We start from the raw sequence: 21746 nt of genomic DNA, 5'->3' as shown, positions 1-21746 counted from the left end.
GCAGCACAAAGGCTTCAGGCGCCGCCCAGCAGCTGGCGCCGCAGCTGCGCCGCCGCGGGCGATAGCGCCCGGTCGGTGCGGGTGATCAGGCAGATCGGCGGCACGCGCACCGGCAACTCCACCGGCACCACGCGCAGCACGCCGAGACGGGCGTAGTGGCCGGCCTGCGAGGCGGGCATCACGGCCGCCATGTCGGAGTTCTCCAGCAAGGCGGTGATGGCAATGGGCGATGCCGTTTCGATGATGTCCAGCCGCTCCCGTATGCCCGCCTCGCGCATCGCCGCCTCGAAGCGCCCGCGCTGCGGCGAGCCCGGCGGCTGCAGCACCCACGACCAGCCCGCCATCTCGGCCAGCGTGACGTTGCCGCGCTCGAACACCGGGTGGGCCGCGCGCACCACCACCACCTGCGACTCGCCCAGGAGCGGCACGCTCGCGTACTTCGCCTCGTCGTGGCCGTCGGTGAGGCGGCCCAGCACGAAATCGACATCACCCTGCTCCAGCTGCGCCTGGATCACGTCGCTGGTCTCGACCACCACCGACACCGCCACCTGCGGATGCCTGCGGTGGTATTCCACCAGCGCCGGCGCCAGCAGCTGCGGCACCGCGCCCGGCACGCTGCCCACGCGCAGTGCGCCGCTGAGGCCCGAGCGCAGCGCCAGCATCTCCTCGCGGGCGGTGCCGAAGTCGCTGAGCACGCGGCGGGCGTAGCGGATCAGGATCTCGCCGTAGGGCGTGGGCTCCATGCCGCGCGCCAGGCGCTCGAAGAGCTTTTCGCCGAGCGAATCCTCCAGTTGCTGCAGCAGCTTGGTGGCCGCCGGCTGGCTGATGTTCATGGCCTCGGCCGCCCGGCCGAGGTGGCGATGGGCGTCGAGCCGGGCCAGCAGCAGCAGCTGGCGCGGCCGCACGAGGAGCATCAGCGAGGCGTCGGAGGGGCCTTGGGTCATGCACAAAAGTATATGGATCAGCAGGCTTTTTCGATTGGATCGTGCGGACGATGCTCCGTACGCTAGCCCCACTACAAGCAGGAGACAGACCCGATGAAGCCCTCTTTTCTCGCCCGCGCGGCAGGGTTGGCGGCCACCATGCTGCTCACGGCGGCGCCAGCCGGCGCACAGCAGCCGGCCTATCCCGACAAGCCGATGCGCATCATGGTCGGCGCCTCTCCTGGCGGCGGCACCGACATCCTGGCGCGCGTGCTGGCCGACAAGTTCTCGCCCGCGCTGAAGCAGCCCGTGGTGGTCGAGAACCGGCCGGGCGCCTCCAACACCATCGCGGGCGAGCTCACGGCCCGAGCGCCGGCAGATGGCGCCACGCTGCTGCTGGCCACCAACACGGCACAGGCGGTGGCACCGCACATCCTCAAGCTCAAGTACGACCCGCTGAAAGACCTGCAGCCCGTGGGCCTGGTGGCCGTGATGCCCAACGTGCTGGTCGTGTCCGCCAATTCGCCCTACAGGTCGGTGAAGGACCTGGTGGCGGCCATGGCCGCGAAGCCGGGCGGCTTCAAGTACGCCTCCTCGGGCATCGGCAGCACGCAGCACGTGGGCGGCGAGGCCTTCAACCTGGCGACAGGAATGAAGTCGATCCACGTGCCCTACAAGGGCAGTTCGCAGGCGCACGTCGACATCATCGCGGGCGAGGTCGACATGATGTTCGACAGCACCTCCTCGGCCATGGGCCAGATCAAGGCCGGCAAGTTCCGCGCGCTGGCGGTGAGCGCGCCGCAGCGCTCGCCCGAGCTGCCCGACGTGCCCACGCTGGCCGAACAGGGCATCAAGGGCGCCGACGTGTCGACCTGGTATGGCCTCTACGTCACGGCCGGCACGCCGCGCCCCGCGGTGGAGCGGCTGAGCGCCGAGCTCTCGCGCACCTTGAGGCTGGCCGACGTGCAGGCGCGCATCAAGGCGCTGGGCGGCGAGCCCGGTGGCCTGACCGGCGAACCCTTCGCGGCGATGAACCGGCAGGAGTTCGACCACTACGGCCAGCTCGTGCGCGACGCCAACATCAAGGCCGAATGAGGCGGCCGGTTCCTTCTCTTGATTCCTTCTCTTTTCTCCCTGCCCTTCAACCGTATCCGACCGACACCATGTCCCTCCCCTCCCCCAAGACTTCAGGCACGAGTTCCGCCAAGCCGCGCATCGCCGTGCTGCTCGGCGACCCGAGCGGCATCGGCCCCGAGATGGCGGTGAAGCTGCTCGCGCGGCAGCGCAATCTCGACGCCGCGCGCGTGCTGCTGATCGCCGACCCGGTCGTGCTCGCGTCCGGCGAGCGCATAGCGGGCGAAAAGCTGAACCCGCTGCGGGTCGACAGCCTCGATGCCGTGCGCTTCGAGGACGGGCGCCCCACCCTCCTCGCCATGGACTGGATGGAGGGTCGCGAGCCGGTGCTCGGCGAGTCGAACGAACACTCGGGCCGGGCCTCGTTCGAGGCGCTGGAGCTGGCCACGCTGGCGGTTCGGCGCGAACAGGCCGAGGGCATCCTCTTCGCGCCGCTCAACAAGCATTCGCTGCGCCTGGGCGGCCTGGTGCACGAGGACGAGCTGCGCTACATGCAGGAGCGCTTCGCGGTGGAAGGCTTCGTCTGCGAGTTCAACCTCACCGGCTCGCTGTGGACATCGCGCGTGACCTCGCACATTCCGCTGAAGGACGTGGCCAGCCACATCACGGTGCAGGGCGTGAGCGACGCGGTGAAGATCATCGCCAGCGCCTTGCGGCGCGCGGGCGTGGCGCATCCGCGCATCGCGGTGACCGGGCTCAACCCGCACGCGGGCGACGGCGGCTCCATCGGCATGGAGGAGATCGAGATCATCGCGCCCGCCATCGAGCAACTGCGCGCCGAGGGTCTCGACGCACGCGGCCCCTTCTCGCCCGACACGGTGTTCATCGGTGCGCGGCGCGGCGACGTGGATGCTGTGGTGTCGATGTACCACGACCAGGGCCAGATCGCGATGAAGCTCATGGGATTCGAGCAGGGCGTGACGCTGCACGGTGGCCTGCCGGTGCCGGTGGCCACCTCGGCCAGCGGCAGCGCATTCGACATCGCGGGCAAGGGCATCGCGAAGATCGAGGGGCTGCAGCAGGCCTTCGACCTGTGCGTGCGCATGGCCAGCGGCGCGCCCGTGCGCGAGCAGGCACAGGCGGTGACGGCCTGACGCATCGCATGAAGCAAGGCAAAAAGAAAAGGGGCCGCTTGCGCGGCCCTCTTGCATTGAAAACCCGGAAGACTCAGGCAGAGACAACCGGCGCTTCGCCGTAGTTGTTGGACGCGGGCTGCGAAGGCTGGACGTAGAAGTAGATCAGCACGAGGTTGACGATCGGGATGATCATCAGGAGCTGGAGCCAGCCGCTCTTGCCGATGTCATGCAGGCGGCGGGCGCCCACTGCCAGCGCGGGCAGCAGGAAGGCCAGGGCCGCGATGCCGTAGACGTACTGGTGGATGAGGCTGGCGACGATCAGAACGATCACCTCGGCCAGCACGAACCACCAGTACTCGGAACGCGATGCACGGCCGTTGAAATCGGCGTACTTGTTGAAGCAGGTCTTGACCGCTGTTTGAAAATCCATTGTTCGACTCCTCTTTTGTGATTGGTCCCAGGGAAATTTCCCGGGGCCATCATATCGATGCGTCTTTCAACGGCAAATACAGCCGGAAGCCATAGCCTGGCTTAAAACAAAAGGCTCCGAAATCGCTTTCCCGCAGCCCTCGATCAGCTTCCGAGCCGCTTCAGCAGCCCCGCGGTGGAGGCATCGAGCCCCGTGATGTCGCCCGATGCGAGGCGCGGCTCGATGTCCTTGGCGAGCACCTTGCCGAGCTCCACGCCCCACTGGTCGAAGCTGTTGATGCCCCACAGCGCGCCGCTGGTGAACACGCGGTGCTCGTACATCGCGAGGAACGCACCCAGCGCCTCGGGCGTGAGCTTCTCGAACACGAAGAAGCTGCTCGGCCGGTTGCCGGGGAAGTTCCTGTGGCCGCCCTCGTCGAGCTTGCCCACCATCAGCGCCTGCGCCTGCGCGAGCGCATTGGCCAGCAGCTTGGGGTGATGGCCTTCGAGGTCGTGCGAGGCATCGCGCACCGCCACGAACTCGAGCGGCGTCACGTCGGTGCCCTGGTGCAGCATCTGGAAGTAGGCGTGCTGGCCGTTGGTGCCGGGCTCGCCCCACAGCACCGGCGAGGTGCCGAAGGCCAGCGGCTTGCCGCCTGCGTCGACCTGCTTGCCGTTGCTTTCCATCTCGAGCTGCTGCAGGTAGGCCGGCACGCGCTTCAACGCGCTGTGGTACGGCGCGATGCTGCGGCTCGTGAACTTGTGGAAGTTGCGATACCAGACATCGAGCAGCCCGAGGCGCACCGGCAGGTTGCGCTCCAGCGGCGCGGTGCGGAAGTGCTCGTCCATCGCATGCGCGCCCGCCAGCAGCCGGCGGAAGCCCTCGGCACCGATCGCCAGCGCGATCGGCAGGCCGATGGCCGACCACAGCGAATAGCGCCCGCCGACCCAGTCCCAGAAGCCGAAGGTGGTGTCGATGCCGAACTTCTTCGCCGCTTCCACGTTGGTGGTGAGCGCGGCGAAATGGCCCGCGATGTCGGTGCCGCCCGACTGCTCGTACCAGCGCCTGGCCGACTGCGCGTTGGTCATCGTCTCGGCCGTGGTGAAGGTCTTGGAGGCGATGAGGAACAGCGTGTGCTCGGGCGCCAGGCCCTGCAGCACGCCGGCCAGTTCGTGGCCATCGACGTTCGAGACGAAGTGGAAGCGCTTGCCCGGCGCGGCGAATTCGGCCAGCGCCAGCACCGCCATCTGCGGGCCGAGATCGGAGCCCCCGATGCCGATGTTGACCACGTCGGTGATCGTGTGGTCGGCGCGCACCTTCTCTGCATAGGCCAGCATCGCGTCGAGAGTGGCATGCACCTCGCGCAGCTCGCTGGCCGTCTTAGGGCCCGTGGGCGCATCGGCCGGCGCGCGCAGCAGCGTGTGCAGCACGGCGCGGTCTTCGGTGTTGTTGATGTGCTCGCCAGCGAACATGGCGTCGCGATGCGCCTCCAGGCCGCACTCGCGCGCCAGCTTGAAGAGCAGTTCCTCGGTGCGCGCGTCGATCAGGTTCTTCGACAGGTCGGCGAACACGAAGGGGGCCTCCTGGCTGAAGCGCTCGAAGCGGCCGGCGTCTTCCACGAAGGCGTGGCGCAGGTCGAACTGGCGGCCCGCGGTGTCGAAGCCGGCCTGCAGTTGCGTCCAGGACGGCGCGCGGTCGCAGCGAAGGGTCATGGCCATCTTTACTTGCCGCTTTCCTGCATGAGCTTCTCGAGCTTCACGGCGTCGGCCGCGAAGGCGCGGATGCCTTCGGCCAGCTTCTCGGTGGCCATGGCGTCTTCATTGAGCGCGAAGCGGAAGCTCGCCTCGTCGTAGCTGACCTTGGCGATGTCGGCGCCTGTGGCCTTGGGGTCGAGCGCATGCTGCAGCGGCTCGTTGCTCGCGGCCAGCTCCGCCAGCAGCTCGGGGCTGATGGTCAGCAGGTCGCAGCCGGCCAGGGCCTTGATCTGCCCCACGTTGCGGAAGCTCGCGCCCATCACTTCGGTCTTGATGCCGTGCTGCTTGTAATAGGCATAGATCTGGCGCACCGACTTCACGCCGGGGTCGTTGGCACCGGCGCTCTCCGCCTCGTTCCAGTTGGCGCCGGCCGACTTCTTGTACCAGTCATAGATGCGGCCCACGAAGGGCGAGATCAGTTGCACGCCCGCCGCGCCGCAGGCCACGGCCTGCGCGAAGGAGAACAGCAGCGTCAGGTTGGTGCGGATGCCCTTGCGCTCAAGCTGGCGTGCGGCCTCGATGCCTTCCCAGGTGGAGGCCACCTTGATGAGCAGGCGCTTTTCGGTGTCGATGCCTTCGGCCTTGTACAGCGCCACGATGCGCTCGCCGCGCGCGACGGTCGCGGCCGTGTCGAAGGACAGGCGGGCATCGACCTCGGTGGAGACGCGGCCCGGGATGATGGAGAGGATCTCGGTGCCGAAGCGCACCAGCAGGCGGTCGATGACTTCGTCGAGCGGCTTGCCTGCGTGCTTCTTCACGGTCTCGTCGAGCAGTGGCCGGTACTCGGGCTTCTGCACGGCCTTGAGGATCAGCGACGGATTGGTGGTCGCGTCCTGCGGCTTGGAAATGCTGAGCTGTTTGAAGTCACCGGTGTCGGCGACAACGGTGGTCCACTGGCGGAGTGCATCGAGTTGGTTCATGAAATCATTATCCTGTGCCGGTTGTGACAAGACCTGCACGCAGTTGCGCGTCGGCCGATGTTTTCATGCGCACCGTAGCACGGGTTTCCGCGCGGCTCCATCGGCCTGAGCCGAGTGGGGTTGTCGGTTTCTTCTACGGTTTCCGCCCCCGCTGGTGTCCCCTGGCTCTCCCCTTGGCGCCCTACAGCGCCTGTGGTCCGTGGCTGACGGCCCGGCGCCCGCCGCGCGGCTAGGCTTTGCCGTACTGCGAATGTCTTCAGCAGTTTCAGCAGACGCAAAGTCTTTCCCTTCAGGAGCCCTCATGACCACTCGCCGACCTCCCGCCAACGTCAGGCCCTTCGACGACCGCCGCACCAGCAATGCGATCGGCGCGATGGCCACGGCCTTCGTCGTGGGCGGGGTGGCAACGTGGTTCGCGCTGGGTGCCGCACGCACGGCGCGTGCCCAGCCCGCGGGCCCCGCGGACGGCGCCCCGCTGATGCGCGCGCCGCTGCAGGTGGTGGCACCCGTCGACCTGCAGCGCTATGCCGGCATCTGGCACGAACAGGCCCGTCTGCCGAACCGCTTCCAGAAGCAATGCGCGGGCCCGGTGAGCGCCGAGTACACGCCCCAGCCCGATGGCACGGTGCAGGTTCGCAACCGCTGCCTGCGGGACGACGGGAATTTCGACGAGGCCGTCGGCACGGCCCGCGTGGTGCCGGTGGCAGGTCAGCCCGGCGCGGGCCGCCTCGAAGTGCGCTTCGCCCCGGCCTGGCTGGGATGGCTGCCGATGGTCTGGGGCGACTACTGGATCCTGAAGCTGGACCGCGACTATCAGGTCTCGCTGGTCGGCACGCCCAACCGCGAATACCTCTGGGTGCTCTCTCGCGCACCGCGCCTGGACGACGCGGTGCTGCAGGCAGAGCTGGACTACGCCCGCAGCCTGGGGTTCGACACCGGCAAGGTGACGCTGACAGGCAGGTAGCGCTGCAGCTGCGAGGGCAGCATGGCCGGCGAGGTGCAGTGGATGGCGTGCCAGCCGAAGGCGCGCGCCGCCTCGACGTTGGCGGCCGAGTCGTCGATGAACACGGTCTGCGCCGGATCGAGCGCATGGCGCGTCGCCAGAACCTCGTAGATCTCGCGCTCTGGCTTGAGGAATTTCACGTCCCCCGAGAACACGCCGCCGTCGAAGCGCCCCATGAAGGCATGCCGGCGCTCGATGGCACGGGCATAAGGCGAGGGCATGTTCGACAGGTAGTACAGCCGCAGCGGCTGACCGGCGTCGCGGTGGGCGATCAGCTGTTCGAGCATCTCGACGGTGACGCCGATCGGCTCCAGCCGCTCGCCCAGCCCGTCGAGCATGGCGAAAAGCGGTTCCGGCGGCAGCGCCAGCCGGGCCGACATGCGGGCGATGGAATCGGCCAGCGTGCGGGTGCCGCAATCGAAGCTGGTCCAGTCGTCGTGATGGAAGAGCGCGCGGCCCATGGCCGCCGCGGCGGCTTCAGTGGGTGCGTGTGGAGCGAGATGGGCCTGTACCAGCCGGGTGGGCTCCCATGCGAACAGCACGGCGCCCAAGTCGAAAACCACGTTCATGGCCCCATTGTTTCATGCGCCGGGCACCACGCTCACGCCATGGGCTCCCAGGGACAGGGTGGTCTGCGCGCCGGCCGCCAGCGGGCTGGACAGGTCGGTCGACACCACGAAGACCGGCCCCAGGGTGGTGTCGAAGCCGTATTCGTAGAAACTGCCGAGGTAGGCGGCCTTGCGAAGCGTGGCCGGCAAGCCACCCGGAGCACCGATCTGCCACGCCTCCGGCCGCACCGCCACCTTCACCGTGCCGGGCGCCACCGCATAGCGCGGCTGCAGGCGCAAGGGGCCTAGCGCCACGCTGCCGTCGGCCTCGGCCACCGCCGGGAACACCATCGCCTCGCCCATGAAACCGGCAACGAACTCGCTCTCGGGCCGGCCGTAGAGCTGCTCGGGCGTGCCGCGCTGGGCGATCACGCCGTGGTCCATCACGATGATCTGGTCGCTCACCGCCAGCGCCTCGCTCTGGTCGTGCGTGACATAGGCCACAGTCAGCTTCAGCCGCTGCTGCAGCGCGCGGATCTCCTCGCGCATCTCGCGGCGCAGCCGGGCGTCGAGGTTCGACAGCGGCTCGTCGAAGAGCAGCACCGCCGGCTCCAGCACCAGCGCGCGCGCCAGCGCCACCCGCTGCTGCTGGCCGCCCGAGAGCTCGCTGGGCAGCCGCTCGTCGAAGCCGACCAGCCCCACGCCGCGCAGCGCCTCGCGCGCCCGCGCCGCGGCCTCCTCCTTCTTCACGCCGCTCATGCGCAGCCCGTAGGCCACGTTCTCGATCACGTTCATGTGCGGGAACAGCGCGTAGCTCTGGAACATCATGCTCACGTTGCGCTCCGCCGGCCCCAGCGTGGTGACGTCGCGCCCGCCCATCAGGATCGACCCCGAGGTGGGCGACTCGAGCCCCGCGATCATGCGCAGCGTGGTCGTCTTGCCGCAGCCCGAGGGGCCGAGGATGGTGGTGAGCGTGCCCACCGGCACCTCGAAGCTGATGCCCTTGACGGCCAGCGGCGCGTTCTTGTCTGCGCCGTAGCGCTTGGTGACGTTGCGGAATTCGATGCCGTTGCTCATGAAGTCAGAACCCCAAATTTCAGAACGCAGAAGTCGCGAAGATTGCGCAGAAGTCGCAAAAGAAAACCAAAGGAAAATTTCTGGATGTTCCTTTCGCGACTTCTGCGCAACTTCTGCGACCTCTGCGTTCGGCTGCCCGTATTCACTGGGTCAACACCGGCGCGGTGCCGCGCCGTCCCAGCCTGCGCTCGCCGACCATCCATTGCACCAGCGCGATGGCCAGCGACATCAGGATCATCAGCACCGTGCAGTACGCCAGCGCGATGCCGTAGTCGCCGTTGCCCACGCGGCCGATGATGTAGGTGGTGGCGAGCTCGTTCTCGGCCGTGACCAGGAAGATCACGGCACTCACCGTCGTCATCGCGCGCACGAAGCTGTAGACCAGCGCGGCCACCAGCGCCGGCTTCAGCAGCGGCAGCACCACCCGGAAGAGCGTCTGCGAGGTCGATGCGCGCAGCATCAGCGAAGCCTCGTCCAGCGAGCGGTCGAGCTGCTTGAAGGCCGCCGTGCCGGCGCGCACGCCCACCGGCAGGTTCCGGAACATGAAGCACAGCACGATGATCAGCCCGGTGCCGGTGAGCTCGAAGGGCGGCACATTGAAGGCCAGGATGTAGCTCACGCCCAACACCGTGCCCGGAATCGCGAAGGCCAGCAGCGCGCCGAACTCGAAGAGGCCCTGCCCCCTGAACTCGTTGCGCGCCAGCAGCCACGCTATGAGCAGGCCCAGCGCGGCAGTGATCGGCGCCGAGATGCCCGCCAGCTTGAGCGTGGTGAGCAGCGAGTTCCATGCGGTACCCGCCCACACCAGCCCGAACTGCCCCCATTCGAGCGAGAACGCCGTCTTGAAGTGGTTCAGCGTGAAGGTGTAGTCGCGCCCCCAGGTCTGCACGAAGCCGCCGGCGAAGGCGAACAGGTAGACCACGGCGGTGAACGCGATCCACGGCCCGGCGATGCAAAGGATGGTGCGGCGCACGCCGTCGGGCAGCGCCATCGGAATGCCGGCATCGCCCTTGCCGCTGACGGTGGTGTAGTTCTGCTTGCCCAGAAGGCCGCGCTGCAGCGCGAAAACGCCGAGCGCGAAGAGCGTGAGCACCCAGGCCAGCGAGGCCGCGCGGCCCTGGTCGTACTGCGCGCCGACGATGGCGAAGAAGATGTCGGTCGACAGCACCGAGAACTGCCCGCCCACCACCACCGGGTTGCCGAAGTCGGCGATGCTCTCGATGAAGCCCACCAGGAAGGCGTTGGCCAGCCCGGGCTTCAGCAGCGGCAGCGTGATGGTGAAGAAGGCCCGGCGGCGGTCGGCGCGCAGCATCTGCGCGGCCTCCTCCAGGCTGGGCGCGATGCCCTGCACCACGCCGCGCATGATCATGAAGGCGATGGGCGTGAAGGCGAAGAGCTGCGCCACCAGCACGCCCGGCATGCCGTAGAACCAGCGCGTGGGCTCGATGCCGAAGGCGCTCTCCAGCACCTGGTTGACGATGCCCGCGCGGCCGAAGAGCAGGATCAAACCCAGCCCCACAACGAAGGGCGGCGTGATGATCGGCAGCAGCGCCAGCACCCGCAGCGCGCCCTGCCCGCGCTTGCTGCCGCGCTCGGCCATCAGCGCCATCAGCGTGCCGAGGAAGGTGGTTCCGGCGGCCGTGAGCAGCGCAAGCACCAGCGTGTTCCAGGCCACGCCGCAACGCACGCCGCCCGCGAGGCAGCCCAGCCCCCAGATGCGCTCGGTGAACACGCGCGCGAAGAAGGCGGCGACCGACCACTGCCCGTCTTCATCGAAGAACGCGCCCGACAGCGCCTTGCTCACCGGGTAGGCGATGAACAGCGCCATCAGCACGCCGCAGCCGACCACCGCGGCGGAAACGAACAGGTCGCCCTTGAAGAGCCCCAGCCGCGCGATGCCGAAGGCCGCCAGCAATACCAGCGCCGTGAGCGCCACGAAGCCGCCCGCGCCTATGCCGAACTGGTTGACCGCCAGCTCGCCGAACTGCGCATTCAGCGCCGCCACGCTCCAGCCGCGCGCGCCGATGGTGAAGCCCGTGAGCGCAAGCCCGAGCGCGCCGACGAGGCCGCCGGCCAGCAGCCAGCGCCCCTGTGCCCTGCCCGCCGGCAGCCACGCGCCCACGGCGCACAGCAGCAGCCCGGCCAGGCCCACGAAGAGCCAGGCGCGGCCCTGGGTGGCGGCCTGCATCAGCCCGTTGGCGCCCTCGCCCTGGCCGAAGACCTGCGGAACGGCCTCGTACCAGGTCGAATCCTGGATCGCGTACCAGGGCAGCAGCAGGTAGGCCGCGAAACCGAACGCGATCCATGCCCGGATCCAGCGCTGCGAGCGCCGGGCCGCGGCGAGCGATGCCGGATTGGCCGGCACGCCCGCGTCGATGGAACCCGCCTTCACTTAGCGCGGCAGCGAGTTGACGTCCTTCTCCCAGCGCGCGATCAGGCGGCGACGCTCGGCGCTGGCGCCGTACTTGGCGTAGTCGTAGTTGATGAACTTGATCTTCTTGAAGTCGGGAATGCGCGGGTCGAGCTTGGCGTTCACGTTGCTCGGCAGCTGGAACTGCTTGTTGGCGGCGCCCAGTTCCTGCGCGGCGGGCGTCAGGGCCCATTCGTAGAACTTCTTGGCCGCGTCGAGGTTGCGCGCGCCCTTGATGATGCTCATGGAGCCGATCTCGGCGCCGGTGCCGTCGCTCGGGGTGATGGTCTCGACCGGGAAGCCCTGCATCTTCTCGCCGGGGCCGTCGTGCACGAAGCTGATGGAGATGGCGGTTTCGCCGCGAGCCACCGCCTTGATCGGGCCGGTGCCCGAGCGGGTGTACTGGCCGACGTTCTTGTGCAGGGCCTTGAGGTATTCGAAGGCCTTGTCCTCGCCCATGAGCTGCACCAGCGTGGCGATCATGGTGTAGGCCGTGCCGCTGGAGGCCGGGTTGGCCACCTGGATGTCGCCCTTGTACTCGGGCTTGAGCAGGTCGGCCCAGGTCTTGGGCACGGGCAGCTTCTTCTTGGCCAGCAGCTCGGGGTTGTAGCCGAAGCCCAGCGGCCCCGAGTAGATGCCCACCGTCTTGTAGCCCGACTGCTTGGCCTGCTGCTGCGCCCAGGGGTGCAGCTGCGGCAGCGTGGGCGACTTGTATTCGAGGGTGAGCCCCTGCTCGGCCGCCTGCAGGTGCGGGTCGCCGGTGCCGCCGAACCAGACGTCGGTCTTGGGGTTGTCCTTCTCGGCGATCAGCTGGGCCAGGGCCTCGCCCGAACCCTTGAGCGCCATGTTGATGCGCACGCCCGTGGTGCGGGCGTAGACCGTCGAGATCACGCTGCACCATTCGGCCTGCACCGAGCAGATCACGTTGACGGTCTGGGCCGAAGCCGTGGCCGACAGGCCCAGCAGCGCTGCCGCGGCAAGAAACTTGTTCTTGTTCATCTGGTCTCTCTTCCTCTGAGCAATAAAAAAAGGCCTCGCGGCCATCGGGCAGCGTAGCTTTAGTACAGGCTTCGCGAATCCGTACAAGTACCATCGCGGGTGGCGCAGTCGCCTTTGCGACGAGGAGTCGCGACCGGGGCGGCCTGGCCAGGCATTCAGACAAGGAAGGAAAGTTTTCTCATGAGCTTCGATCTCGTTCTGTTCGGCGGTACTGGCGATCTCGCGTGGCGCAAGCTCATGCCCGCGCTGTTCCAGGCATTCCGCCACGGCAGCCTGCCACCCGACGGACGCATCGTCGGCGTGGCGCGGGACGACCTGTCGGACGACCAGTACCGGGAGCTGATCCAGTCGCGCTTCAGCGCCGTCGAAGGCGCCAAGCGGCCCTCGCCCGAGGAGTTCAAGAAGTTCGCCTCCATGCTGCACTACCTGCGCATGGACCTCTCCAAGCCCGACGACTACGCCCGCCTGGCCGACCTGCTCAAGCAGCGCGACGCCAAGACGGTCGTGATGTACGTGGCCACCGCCCCGGCGCTCTTCACCCAGGTGGTCGAGCAGATCGCCGCGGCCGGCCTGAACGGCCCGCGCACCCGCATCGTGCTGGAGAAGCCGCTGGGCCACGACCTGGCCTCCAACCGCGCCATCAACTCCGCCGTGGGCAAGGTGCTCGAGGAGAAGCAGGTCTTTCGCATCGACCACTACCTCGGCAAGCCCTCGGTGCAGAACCTGTTCGCGATGCGCTTCGGCAATGCGCTGTTCGAGCCCATCTGGCGCCGCGAGCACATCGCCAACATCCAGATCACCATCGCCGAAGACCTGGGCGTGGAAAAGCGCGGCGCCTTCTACGACCAGACCGGCGCGCTGCGCGACATGGTGCAGAACCACGCACTGCAGCTGCTGTGCGCGATCGGCATGGAGCCGCCGATCAACTCGCACGCCGACGCCATCCGCGACGAAAAACTCAAGGTTCTGCGCGCACTCAAGCCCTGGACACCCGAAACCCTGGGCCTGCACACGGTGCGCGGCCAGTACACGGCCGGCACGGCCTACGGCGAGCGGGTGCAGGGCTACCGCGACGAGCCGGGCGTGAGCCCCGACAGCCGCACCGAGACCTTCGTGGCGCTGCGCACCGAGATCGCCAACTGGCGCTGGGCCGGCGTGCCCTTCTACATCCGCACCGGCAAGCGCCTGGCCTCGCGCGACGCGCGCATCGAGGTCAACTTCAGGCCCACGCCGCACGCCATCTACCGCGCGCCGGCCGGCAACGTCAACAAGCTGGTGATCAACCTGCAGCCCAAGGACGGGCTGGAGCTGCACATGCTCGCCCAGGCCCAGGACAACCGCCAGCGCACCAACGGCAACCAGAGCACGGCCGCCCAGTTGGCGCCCGTGCAGCTCGACCTCGACTTCGACAAGCGCTTCGGCTCCGAGCGCGTGGGCGCCTACGAGCGCCTGCTGCTGGACGTGATCGACGGCCGGCTGAACCTGTTCGTGCGCAGCGACGAGCAGGAAGAAGCATGGCGCTGGGTCGAGCCGCTGCTCGACAGCTGGGAGTCGGACGGCGGCCCGCGTCCCTATGCGGCCGGCACCTGGGGTCCGAGCGCATCGAGCGCGATGATCGCGCGCGACGGCTTCTCGTGGGGCGAGGAGCAGTAAGCGCTGCCCCCAGCCGGGCCAAAGCTCAGCCGAACTGCAGGCAACGCATGCTGAGCGTGCCCGACTGGAACCCCTCGTAGACCGTCTTCGCGCGCTCGCTGCTTCCGGCGGCGCCCAGCGCGTAGAGGAACGGGTAGTAGTGATCGGGCGTCGCCACCGCGGTCGATGCGCCTTCCAGCTTCGCGTAGTCGACCAGCGCCCGGTCGTCCCGACCCGCCAGCGCCGACTTCACCGCATCGTCGAACGACTGCGCCCATGGCCGGCTGGCGCTGAGGCTGTCGGGCGTTCCGCGGTCGGTGGCGCGCAGGTTGTGAACCACGTTGCCGCTGCCCATCACCAGCACGCCCTTGTCGCGCAACGCGGCCAAGTCGCGCCCCACTGCGTAGTGGAAGGCGGCAGGCTTGTCGTAGTCGATGCTCAGCTGGAACACCGGAATGTCGGCCTTGGGATAGAGGTGCTTCAGAACGGTCCAGGTGCCGTGGTCCAGGCCCCACTGGTCGGTGGCGATCACCGGCGCCTGCTTCACCGCGCCGACGGTCTCGCGGGCAAATGCCGGATGACCCGGCGCGGGGTACTCGATGTCGAACAGTGCCTGGGGAAACCCACCGAAGTCGTGGATCGTCTTCGGCCGCTCCTGGATGCCGACGCCGGTGGCGCCCCGGCTGAGCCAGTGCGCCGACACGCTGAGGATCGCCGACGGCCGCGGCAGCTCCCTGCCCCACGCCGCCAGCCGGCGCGTGAAGGCGTTGTCGGTGATGGCGTTCATCGGCGAGCCGTGGCCTATGAAAATCACCGGCATGCGGCGCCCGGCCGTGCCCGCGGCCTGCACGCTGCAGGCCAGCGAAGCCAGCACCGCGGTCGCACCGAGCGCGGTGCCCATCAGGAAGCCGCGGCGGCCCGATCCGGAAGTTGAAAGCGTCGTCGTCAGTGGCATGGCCGGACTCTGCAACCGTTTCGCGCGCGAGGCAGTGCCTTTGCGCACACTTTTATTCATGAAACCGGAAGGCTCTCCACGGGCGCGAACGACAGCAGCCGCTCTCCCAGCGGCGCCAGGAAATCGCGCAGCAGCGGTTCGCGCATCAGTTCGTCGACATAGCCCGGCGGGAGGCGCCCGTTCGCGGCGTACACATCGAGCACGCGCAGGCATTCGCGGCGGAGCGCGGTCACGACATGGACGTCCTCATGCCGCTCGCAGGCCGACGCCATCTCCCGCAGCAGGGCCGTGGCGTCGGATGCGTCGGGCGCCCAATGCTGGCCGTAGAGGCGTGCGAGCCTGCGGGCATCGGCCGATGGGAGGCGCGGAAAGATCAGCGGCAGCAGCCGTTCACGGACGTGGAAGAGCGCGACGACGTCGGCTTCGGTCGGGGCTTCCGGCGCGACGCCCCGTTCCCGCCCCAGCACGACGTCCAGGTTGGCCAGCAGGGCGCCGTCGGCGACGAGCGCGATCAGCAGGCCCATCCATGCGAAGCGGCCGAAGGTGGCATCGAAGCCCAGGCCAAGCTGCCTGATGCGGAGCAGCGAGAACATCAGGCTGCCCATCTGCAAGGGCTGCTCGCATGGCATATGCGCCAGCAGGCCAGCCAGGATATGCCCGTGCATCTCCGGCAGGCGCCGGATTCCGGCATCCCCGGAGGATTGCCAAGCCCCTATTGCGCCAACGGCCGGCGAGCCCTGAAGGAACGCGGCTTGCACCTGCAACCGGTTCGCTTCCGCGCGCACGTCGGGAGACCAGAGGGCGAGCCAGTCGCCCTCTGCCTGCGACAGGCCCCATTGCGCGGCCGCCGCCCGGCCCATCGGCTCGGGGGCCTGCAGCAGCCGAAGCCCTGCGAGGCGCGGATCGGAGTTCATCCGCTCGCGAATCACGGCCACCGTGCCGTCAGACGAAGCATCGTCGACCACGACGATGCGATGAGGAGCCAGTGTCTGTGCTGCGATCGAATCGAGCGCGTCCGCCACATGGGCCGCATCGTTGCGGGTGACCATCAGGACCGACACCCGCGAAACGTGGTCGGTCGCCGCCACCGCCCGGCGGCTCGCCAGCCGCTGTGACGTGGCAGCGAGGTAACGGCGCATCGTGCCAGCCAGGATCGTGTGCTGCGGTGGCAGGCTTTCCAGCGCCCGCGGACCAGCCCTTTCCAGCTCGCGCCGCCGCGGGGCATCGGCCACCAGCGCGCGCACCCGAACGACGAGTTCTTCCTTCGCACATCCTTCGACCGCACTCCTGAGCACGGCAGGAATCTCCGAATGCGGATACAGCTCGGACACCACCGCCTTGCGATGGCGAAGCAGGATCGATAGGCGCGGCAGCTCGGCTGTGGCCGTGCTGTCGTCTTTGCGCATGTTCAGGCCGACCTTGGCGCGCGGCAGCAGGGCATCGCGCTGCGCGGGCGTCCATGGCGTGCCGAAGGGATGGGCCACGCGCAGCCCGGCGGACTTCAGCGCTTCCAGCACCTGCAGGCGCCGGGGCGTGGTTTCGCCGAAGAAGATGACGTCGATGTCCTGCTGCGCGTCGTCCAGCACTTGGGCCTCCGGCACCAGCGGCGTCGCCAGGGGCTCGAAGCTCAGCGGCACGTAGTCGGACCTGAAGATGCCCAGCGCCCGGTGATGCGCCATGTTCTCCAGGCTGTATTCCCACACGTAGGCGCGCTCGAGCAGGCGCCGGTAGCCGGGCATGCGCTCCAGCAACTGGGGCAGCGCAGGCTCGAAGTTGACGACGATGGCGTTGGGCGGCAGTTCCTCGTCGGATGGCAGCGAAAGCCCCATCGCGAAGAAGAACAGGTTGATGTCGGCGTTGTCGACGCTCGGCACCCCCTCGACGCTGGTGGTGAAGCCGAGCCGCTCGCAGGCGAGGCGGAAGCTCTGCATCACCTCCGCGACGTTCTCGTTGCCCAGCGAGCAGAAACGCAGGTGCGGGCGATACGGAAAGTGTTCAGGCCAGCCGATCACGGCGGCCCCGCTCACAGCCGCCCTTCTTCCACCGCGTGGCAGGCCACCTGCACGCCCCCGATGCTCGACAGCTTCGGCCGCTCCGCCGAGCAGCGCGCATTCGCATGCGGGCAGCGCGGATGAAAGGCGCAGCCCGCGGGCGGGTTCAGCGGGTTCGGGACCTCGCCCTGCACCGGGGTGCGGGCGCGGCCGGTCTGCTTCATCTGCGGGATGGCGTCCAGCAGCATGCGCGTGTACGGATGGCGCGGCGCCGAGAACAGGTCCTGCTTGTCCGCCACCTCGACCAGCCGGCCCAGGTACATCACGCCCACCTGGTCGGCCACGTGGCGCACCACGGCGAGGTTGTGCGAGATGAAGAGGTAGGTCAGGCCCTGCTCGCGCTGCAGGTCCTTCATGATGTTGAGCACCTGCGCCTGCACGCTCACGTCGAGCGCGGAAGTGGGCTCGTCGCACACCAGGAACTCGGGCTGCGTGGCAAGTGCGCGCGCGATGGAGATGCGCTGGCGCTGGCCGCCCGAGAACTGGTGCGGGTACTTGCTCATGTCCAGCGGCGAGAGGCCGACAGACTTCAGCAGCTCGCCCACGCGCTCGCGCAGCGCGGCCTTGTCGCTGAGGATGTCGTGCTCGCGCAGCGGCTCGCCGATGATGTCTTCCACGATCCAGCGCGGATTGAGGCTCGCGTAGGGGTCCTGGAAGATCATCTGGATGCGGCGGCGCAGCTTGCGGCCTTCGGCGGTCTTGAAGGCGGCGTGCGCGTCCTGCCCGTCGAACTTCAGGCCGCCGCGCGTGGGCGCGTAGAGGCCGACCAGCAGGCGCGCCACGGTGCTCTTGCCGCAGCCCGATTCGCCCACCAGCGCCAGCGTCTTGCCGCGCTCGATGGAAAAGCTCACGCCGTCCACCGCGTGCAGCAGCACGCGCGGCTTGCGTTCGAGCACGCGGTTGAGCCAGGGCGGCGAGACGTCGAAGGTGCGCGCGAGGTCGTGGGCGACGACGAGCGGCTCGTTCACGGCAGCGCTCATCTGGTTACCTCCACGATGGTCTCGGCCGCTTCGGGCGTGGCGCGCTCGCCGGCCGCCATCGCGTCGTGGTGCCTCGCGGCGATCTCGGCCTGGCCCGCGTGCGGATCGGCGGCGTCGTGCAGCCAGCAGGCGGCGCGAGTGGCGCCGGCATGCATGAGCTCGGGCCGCTCCACCAGGCAGCGCGCGAAGGTGCGCGGGCAGCGCGGGTTGTAGGCGCAGCCGGCCGGGATGGCATTGAGCCGCGGCATCGCGCCGTCGATCTGGTTGAGGCGCTCGCGGTCGCTGGTCATGTCGGGAATCGAGCCCATCAGGCCCGAGGTGTAGGGGTGCGCGGGCTGGTGGATGACTTCGTGCACCGGACCGATCTCGGCGATGCGGCCGGCGTACATCACAGCCACGCGATCGCAGGTCTCGGCGATCACGCCCATGTCGTGCGTGATCAGCATCACCGCCGCGCCGCGTTCCTTGCAGACCTGCTTGAGCAGCTGGATGATCTGCGCCTGGATCGACACGTCGAGCGCCGTGGTCGGCTCGTCGGCCACGATGAGCTTGGGCTCGGCCGCGAGCGCGAGCGCGATCACCACGCGCTGGCGCATGCCGCCGGAGAACTGGTGCGGGAAGTGGTCGATGCGCTGCTCGGCGGCCGGGATGCCGGTGTCCTGCAGCAGGCCGATGGCGCGCTTGCGTGCCTCGGCCTCGGTCACCGGCAAGTGCGCGCGGATGGTTTCCACCAGCTGGCGGCCCACGGTGTAGAGCGGGTTCAGCGAGGTCAGCGGGTCCTGGAAGATCGCGCCGATCTTTCGGCCGCGAATGGGGCGCATCGCCTCGAAGCCGAGGTTGTCGATGCGCTGGCCCTCCAGCACGATCTCGCCGCCGGCCACGCGGCCCGGCGGCTCGAGCAGGCCGATGATGGCCGCGCCCGTGAGCGACTTGCCGGCGCCCGATTCGCCCACCACGCCGAGGATTTCACCGGGCGCGATGTCGAAGGAAATGCGGTCCAGCGCGCGCAGCGTGCCGCGGCGATGGGGGAATTCGACGACGAGGTCTTTGACTTGCAACAGGCTCATGACGCTACCTTCCACCGAACTCCACGGGGTGACATATCAGGAACACCGCGGAACCGGCTTTGCCGGGCCGCAGGTGTTGCCCCCTGCAAGGGGGTTGGCGAAGCGACACGAAGTGCGCGAAGACTGGGGGTGATCATCTGAGCCTGGGGTTAAGCGCGTCGCGCAGCCAGTCGCCCAGCAGGTTCACGCTGAGCGCGATCAGCACCAGCATCAGGCCCGGAAACACCGTGATCCACCACTCGCCCGAGAACAGGTACTGGTTGCCGATGCTGATGAGCGTGCCCAGCGAGGGCGAGGTCGGCGGCACGCCCACGCCCAGGAAGGACAGCGTGGCCTCGGTGATGATCGCCGTCGCCACCTGGATCGTGGCGAGCACCGTCACCGGCCCCAGCACGTTGGGCAGCACATGGCGCAACATGATGCGCAGCGGCGCCACGCCGGTCACGCGCGCGGCCTGCACGTATTCCTTGTTGCGCTCCACCAGCGTGGAGCCGCGCACCGTGCGCGCGTATTGCACCCAGCCGGTCAGCGAGATGGAGATGATCAGCACGCCGAAGGCGAGCGACTCGTGCGCCCCCGGAAAGAGCGCGCGCCCGACGCCAGCGATCAGCAGCGCGACCAGGATCGGCGGGAACGACAGCATCACGTCGCACACGCGCATGAGGAAGGAGTCGAGCCAGCCACCGAAGAAGCCGGCCAGCAGGCCCAGCACCACCCCGACGGCCACCGACAGCACCACCGACACGAGGCCGACGATCAGCGAGATGCGCGCACCGTAGATCACGGCCGAGAGGATGTCTCGGCCCTGATCGTCGGTGCCAAGCAGGTATTTGGAAGAGCCTTCGGCGCTCCATGCGGGCGGTAGCCGCGCGTCGCCCAGCTCGAGGGTGGCGAGGTCGAAGGGGTTGTGAGGCGAGACCCAGCCGGCGAACACCGCGCAGAACACGCAGACCAGCGCGATCAGCGCCGCGGCCATGGCCACGGGCGATGTGCGGAAGCTGTAGCCGACATCGCTGTCGAGCCAACGAGCGAGTGTTTTCTTCATCGCCGGGCCGCCCCAAGATGAAAAGCGGCCCCCTCGGGGGGCAGCGGACCTTGCGCAGCAAGGGAAGCGTGGGGGTTAATTTTCATCGTGAAGCAAAAAGGAATGGGCCCGCAAGAAGCGGGCCCATGGACAGGCCGCCTTGTTCGATCGATCAGCCGGCGGCCGGCGGCATCAGGGCTTGATGCTCATCCACTTGAAGTACATGAAGTTGTCGGCCAGCTGCACCAGCTCGACCTTCTTGCTCACGCCCCAGGCCAGCGACTGCTGGTGCAGCGGCAGGTGGCCCACGTCGTCGGCGTGGATCTTGAAGGCCTCCTTGATCATCTCGTTGCGCTTGGCCTTGTCGGTTTCCGACTGGATCTTCTTGGTCAGCTCGTCGAGCTTGGGGTTGCAATAGGCGCCCAGGTTGAACTGGCCGGTGCCCTTGTCGTCGGGGCAGGCGGTGAGCGAACTCAGCGCGTTGTGCGCGTCGTAGGTGGTCGGGGTCCAGCCCAGCATGTAGAAGCTGGTGTCGCGGCGCAGCACCTTCGGGAAGTAGGTGCCCTTGGTCTCGGCGACCAGGTTGACCTTGACGCCGATCTTCGCCAGGTTGGAGGCCACGCTCTGGCAGACCTGACCGTCGTTGACGTAGCGGTCGTTCGGGCAGTTCAGCGACACCTCGAAGCCGTTGGGGTAGCCGGCTTCGGTCAGCAGCTTCTTGGCGGCATCGACGTCGTAGGGCAGGCGCTTGTCCTGTTCGGCGCTCCAGCCGTTGATGCCGGGGCCCACCAGCAGCGCGGTCGGGCGCGAGGCGCCGCGCATCACGGTGCGCTGGATGCCGGCGATGTCGATGGCCTGGTAGAAGGCCTGGCGGACGCGCTTGTCCTTGAACGGGTTCTTGCCCTTGATGTTCGAGTACTGCAGCTCGTCGCGCTTCTGGTCCATGCCCAGGAAGATGGTGCGCAGCTCGGGGCCGGTGATCACGCGGGCGTTGGGCGCGGCGTTGATGCGGGCGATGTCCTGCACCGGCACCGGCTCCATCACGTCGACTTCGCCGGAGACCAGCGCGGCCACGCGGGTGGCGGGGTTGGCGATGGGCGTGAAGACGATCTCCTGCGCGTTGCCTTCGATCTTGCCCCAGTAGGTGCCGTTGCGCGTGAACACGGTACGCACGTTCGGCTGGCGCTCGCGCACGCGGAACGGGCCGGTGCCGTTGGCCTTGAACGAAGCCGTGTTCTCGATGCCCTTGCGGCGGTCGACCGGCTTGGTGGCCTGGTTCTCCTCGCACCATTTCTTGCTCATGATCATCGTCAGCGAGATCACGTCGGGCAGGATGGGGAAGGGACCGTTGGTCTCGATCTCGACGGCGAGGTCGCCGACCTTGCGCACCGCCTTGATGTCGCTGAGCGTCGCGCGCATGTCGGAGCCGTCGCCCTGGGCGCGCGCGAAGCTGAAGACCACGTCATCGGCGGTGAACGGCGTGCCGTCGTGGAAGACAACGCCCTTGCGCAGTTCGAAGCGCCAGACGTTGGGCGAGGTCTGCTTCCAGCTGGTGGCCAGCAGCGGGGCAAGGGTCAGGTCCTTGTTGCGACCCACGAGGGTTTCATAGACGTTGGCGGTGACGCTCAGCTGCAGCGATTCGTTCAGCGAGTGCGGGTCCAGCGATAGCGCATCCCCCTGGTTCGCGATGCGGATGGTCTGCGCGCCGGCGACCATGCTGACGGCGCTCAAGGCGCACAAAACGGCGGCCGCGGCCACATTCTTCTTGATGAAACTCATGGGAA

General features: G+C 68.2%; 18 protein-coding genes. 4 read left to right on the top strand and 14 right to left on the bottom strand.

Features of this window, described 5'->3' with window-relative positions; all coding sequences use genetic code 11:
- Positions 1-14: 14 nt before the first annotated feature.
- Entirely contained in the window at positions 15-944 is a 930-nt protein-coding gene (locus tag ABL844_RS06115; RefSeq protein WP_418119304.1) for a LysR family transcriptional regulator, read from the bottom strand.
- 93 nt (positions 945-1037) lie between these two features.
- Between ABL844_RS06115 and ABL844_RS06110 the strand changes: the two genes are divergently transcribed.
- Both ABL844_RS06110 and ABL844_RS06105 read left to right on the top strand, forming a co-directional pair.
- Positions 1038-2018 (top strand): Bug family tripartite tricarboxylate transporter substrate binding protein, encoded by a 981-nt coding sequence (locus tag ABL844_RS06110; protein ID WP_418130771.1) that lies wholly within the window; start codon positions 1038-1040, stop codon positions 2016-2018.
- Between the two features lie 68 nt (positions 2019-2086).
- Positions 2087-3151, top strand: coding sequence for a PdxA family dehydrogenase (locus tag ABL844_RS06105; RefSeq protein WP_418130770.1), 1065 nt, complete (start codon positions 2087-2089; stop codon positions 3149-3151).
- Between the two features lie 73 nt (positions 3152-3224).
- On the opposite strand, the gene ABL844_RS06100 is transcribed toward ABL844_RS06105, so the two are convergent.
- From ABL844_RS06100 to tal, 3 genes are all read right to left on the bottom strand, one after another.
- Positions 3225-3563, bottom strand: a complete 339-nt coding sequence (locus ABL844_RS06100) for a DUF805 domain-containing protein (RefSeq protein ID WP_126025705.1) — start codon at positions 3561-3563, stop codon at positions 3225-3227.
- Positions 3564-3706: 143 nt separating this feature from the next.
- The gene (gene pgi / locus ABL844_RS06095) at positions 3707-5260 is read right to left on the bottom strand and encodes a glucose-6-phosphate isomerase (RefSeq protein ID WP_184635015.1); all 1554 of its coding nucleotides are present in this window, start codon (positions 5258-5260) and stop codon (positions 3707-3709) included.
- 2 nt (positions 5261-5262) lie between these two features.
- On the bottom strand, positions 5263-6216 hold the full coding sequence (gene tal / locus ABL844_RS06090) for a transaldolase (RefSeq protein WP_184635013.1): 954 nt from the start codon (positions 6214-6216) through the stop codon (positions 5263-5265).
- Positions 6217-6517: 301 nt separating this feature from the next.
- Here tal and ABL844_RS06085 point away from each other — a divergent pair, with 301 nt between their 5' ends.
- A complete protein-coding gene (locus ABL844_RS06085; protein ID WP_418130769.1) occupies positions 6518-7180 on the top strand; it encodes a lipocalin family protein in 663 nt (220 codons plus the stop codon).
- On the opposite strand, the gene ABL844_RS06080 is transcribed toward ABL844_RS06085, so the two are convergent.
- The 4 genes from ABL844_RS06080 to ABL844_RS06065 form a co-directional block, all read right to left on the bottom strand.
- Entirely contained in the window at positions 7126-7788 is a 663-nt protein-coding gene (locus ABL844_RS06080) for an HAD family hydrolase (protein WP_126025701.1), read from the bottom strand. The two genes, ABL844_RS06085 and ABL844_RS06080, sit on opposite strands and share 55 nt — an antisense overlap.
- Positions 7789-7800: 12 nt before the next feature.
- A complete protein-coding gene (locus ABL844_RS06075) occupies positions 7801-8844 on the bottom strand; it encodes an ABC transporter ATP-binding protein (RefSeq protein ID WP_184635009.1) in 1044 nt (347 codons plus the stop codon).
- A 142-nt stretch (positions 8845-8986) separates the two neighbouring features.
- Positions 8987-11236, bottom strand: coding sequence for an ABC transporter permease (locus ABL844_RS06070; protein ID WP_418130768.1), 2250 nt, complete (start codon positions 11234-11236; stop codon positions 8987-8989).
- The gene (locus ABL844_RS06065; RefSeq protein WP_418130767.1) at positions 11237-12253 is read right to left on the bottom strand and encodes an ABC transporter substrate-binding protein; all 1017 of its coding nucleotides are present in this window, start codon (positions 12251-12253) and stop codon (positions 11237-11239) included. It abuts the gene before it with no gap.
- Positions 12254-12433: 180 nt separating this feature from the next.
- On the opposite strand from ABL844_RS06065, the gene zwf reads away from it, so the two are divergent.
- Positions 12434-13906 carry a glucose-6-phosphate dehydrogenase gene (gene zwf / locus ABL844_RS06060; protein ID WP_126025697.1) on the top strand — a complete coding sequence of 491 codons (1473 nt, stop codon included), beginning with the start codon at positions 12434-12436 and terminating at the stop codon, positions 13904-13906.
- A 25-nt stretch (positions 13907-13931) separates the two neighbouring features.
- Here the strand turns inward: zwf and ygiD are convergent, their stop codons facing one another.
- The 6 genes from ygiD to ABL844_RS06030 form a co-directional block, all read right to left on the bottom strand.
- Positions 13932-14840: a 4,5-DOPA dioxygenase extradiol gene (gene ygiD / locus ABL844_RS06055; RefSeq protein WP_418130766.1), complete on the bottom strand. Its 909-nt coding sequence runs from the start codon at positions 14838-14840 to the stop codon at positions 13932-13934.
- A gap of 56 nt (positions 14841-14896) precedes the next feature.
- Positions 14897-16867, bottom strand: coding sequence for a glycosyltransferase family 2 protein (locus ABL844_RS06050; RefSeq protein WP_418130765.1), 1971 nt, complete (start codon positions 16865-16867; stop codon positions 14897-14899).
- A complete protein-coding gene (locus ABL844_RS06045; protein ID WP_369659479.1) occupies positions 16864-17871 on the bottom strand; it encodes an ABC transporter ATP-binding protein in 1008 nt (335 codons plus the stop codon). Before ABL844_RS06045 ends, ABL844_RS06050 begins: the two co-directional genes overlap by 4 nt.
- On the bottom strand, positions 17868-18938 hold the full coding sequence (locus ABL844_RS06040) for an ABC transporter ATP-binding protein (RefSeq protein ID WP_126025694.1): 1071 nt from the start codon (positions 18936-18938) through the stop codon (positions 17868-17870). The genes ABL844_RS06045 and ABL844_RS06040 overlap by 4 nt, the downstream gene beginning before the upstream one ends.
- 133 nt (positions 18939-19071) lie before the next feature.
- A complete protein-coding gene (locus tag ABL844_RS06035; RefSeq protein ID WP_126025693.1) occupies positions 19072-19983 on the bottom strand; it encodes an ABC transporter permease in 912 nt (303 codons plus the stop codon).
- 171 nt (positions 19984-20154) lie between these two features.
- The gene (locus ABL844_RS06030; RefSeq protein ID WP_184634999.1) at positions 20155-21741 is read right to left on the bottom strand and encodes an ABC transporter substrate-binding protein; all 1587 of its coding nucleotides are present in this window, start codon (positions 21739-21741) and stop codon (positions 20155-20157) included.
- Between the last annotated feature and the right edge of the window lie 5 nt (positions 21742-21746).

The organism is Variovorax sp. 278MFTsu5.1 (assembly GCF_048305045.1).
Taxonomy (GTDB): Bacteria; Pseudomonadota; Gammaproteobacteria; order Burkholderiales; family Burkholderiaceae_C; genus Variovorax; species Variovorax guangxiensis.
The sequence above is the reverse complement of the archived record's forward strand: the minus strand, read 5'-3'. Positions and strand labels throughout refer to the sequence as shown.

Bases quoted from the DNA above. Each gene is read 5' to 3' on its own strand.
- ABL844_RS06115 (WP_418119304.1), bottom strand. From the start codon at position 944: ATGACCCAAGGCCCCTCCGACGCCTCGCTGATGCTCCTCGTGCGGCCG.
- ABL844_RS06110 (WP_418130771.1), top strand. From the start codon at position 1,038: ATGAAGCCCTCTTTTCTCGCCCGCGCGGCAGGGTTGGCGGCCACCATG.
- ABL844_RS06105 (WP_418130770.1), top strand. From the start codon at position 2,087: ATGTCCCTCCCCTCCCCCAAGACTTCAGGCACGAGTTCCGCCAAGCCG.
- ABL844_RS06100 (WP_126025705.1), bottom strand. From the start codon at position 3,563: ATGGATTTTCAAACAGCGGTCAAGACCTGCTTCAACAAGTACGCCGAT.
- pgi (WP_184635015.1), bottom strand. From the start codon at position 5,260: ATGGCCATGACCCTTCGCTGCGACCGCGCGCCGTCCTGGACGCAACTG.
- tal (WP_184635013.1), bottom strand. From the start codon at position 6,216: ATGAACCAACTCGATGCACTCCGCCAGTGGACCACCGTTGTCGCCGAC.
- ABL844_RS06085 (WP_418130769.1), top strand. From the start codon at position 6,518: ATGACCACTCGCCGACCTCCCGCCAACGTCAGGCCCTTCGACGACCGC.
- ABL844_RS06080 (WP_126025701.1), bottom strand. From the start codon at position 7,788: ATGAACGTGGTTTTCGACTTGGGCGCCGTGCTGTTCGCATGGGAGCCC.
- ABL844_RS06075 (WP_184635009.1), bottom strand. From the start codon at position 8,844: ATGAGCAACGGCATCGAATTCCGCAACGTCACCAAGCGCTACGGCGCA.
- ABL844_RS06065 (WP_418130767.1), bottom strand. From the start codon at position 12,253: ATGAACAAGAACAAGTTTCTTGCCGCGGCAGCGCTGCTGGGCCTGTCG.
- zwf (WP_126025697.1), top strand. From the start codon at position 12,434: ATGAGCTTCGATCTCGTTCTGTTCGGCGGTACTGGCGATCTCGCGTGG.
- ygiD (WP_418130766.1), bottom strand. From the start codon at position 14,840: ATGCCACTGACGACGACGCTTTCAACTTCCGGATCGGGCCGCCGCGGC.
- ABL844_RS06045 (WP_369659479.1), bottom strand. From the start codon at position 17,871: ATGAGCGCTGCCGTGAACGAGCCGCTCGTCGTCGCCCACGACCTCGCG.
- ABL844_RS06040 (WP_126025694.1), bottom strand. From the start codon at position 18,938: ATGAGCCTGTTGCAAGTCAAAGACCTCGTCGTCGAATTCCCCCATCGC.
- ABL844_RS06035 (WP_126025693.1), bottom strand. From the start codon at position 19,983: ATGAAGAAAACACTCGCTCGTTGGCTCGACAGCGATGTCGGCTACAGC.
- ABL844_RS06030 (WP_184634999.1), bottom strand. From the start codon at position 21,741: ATGAGTTTCATCAAGAAGAATGTGGCCGCGGCCGCCGTTTTGTGCGCC.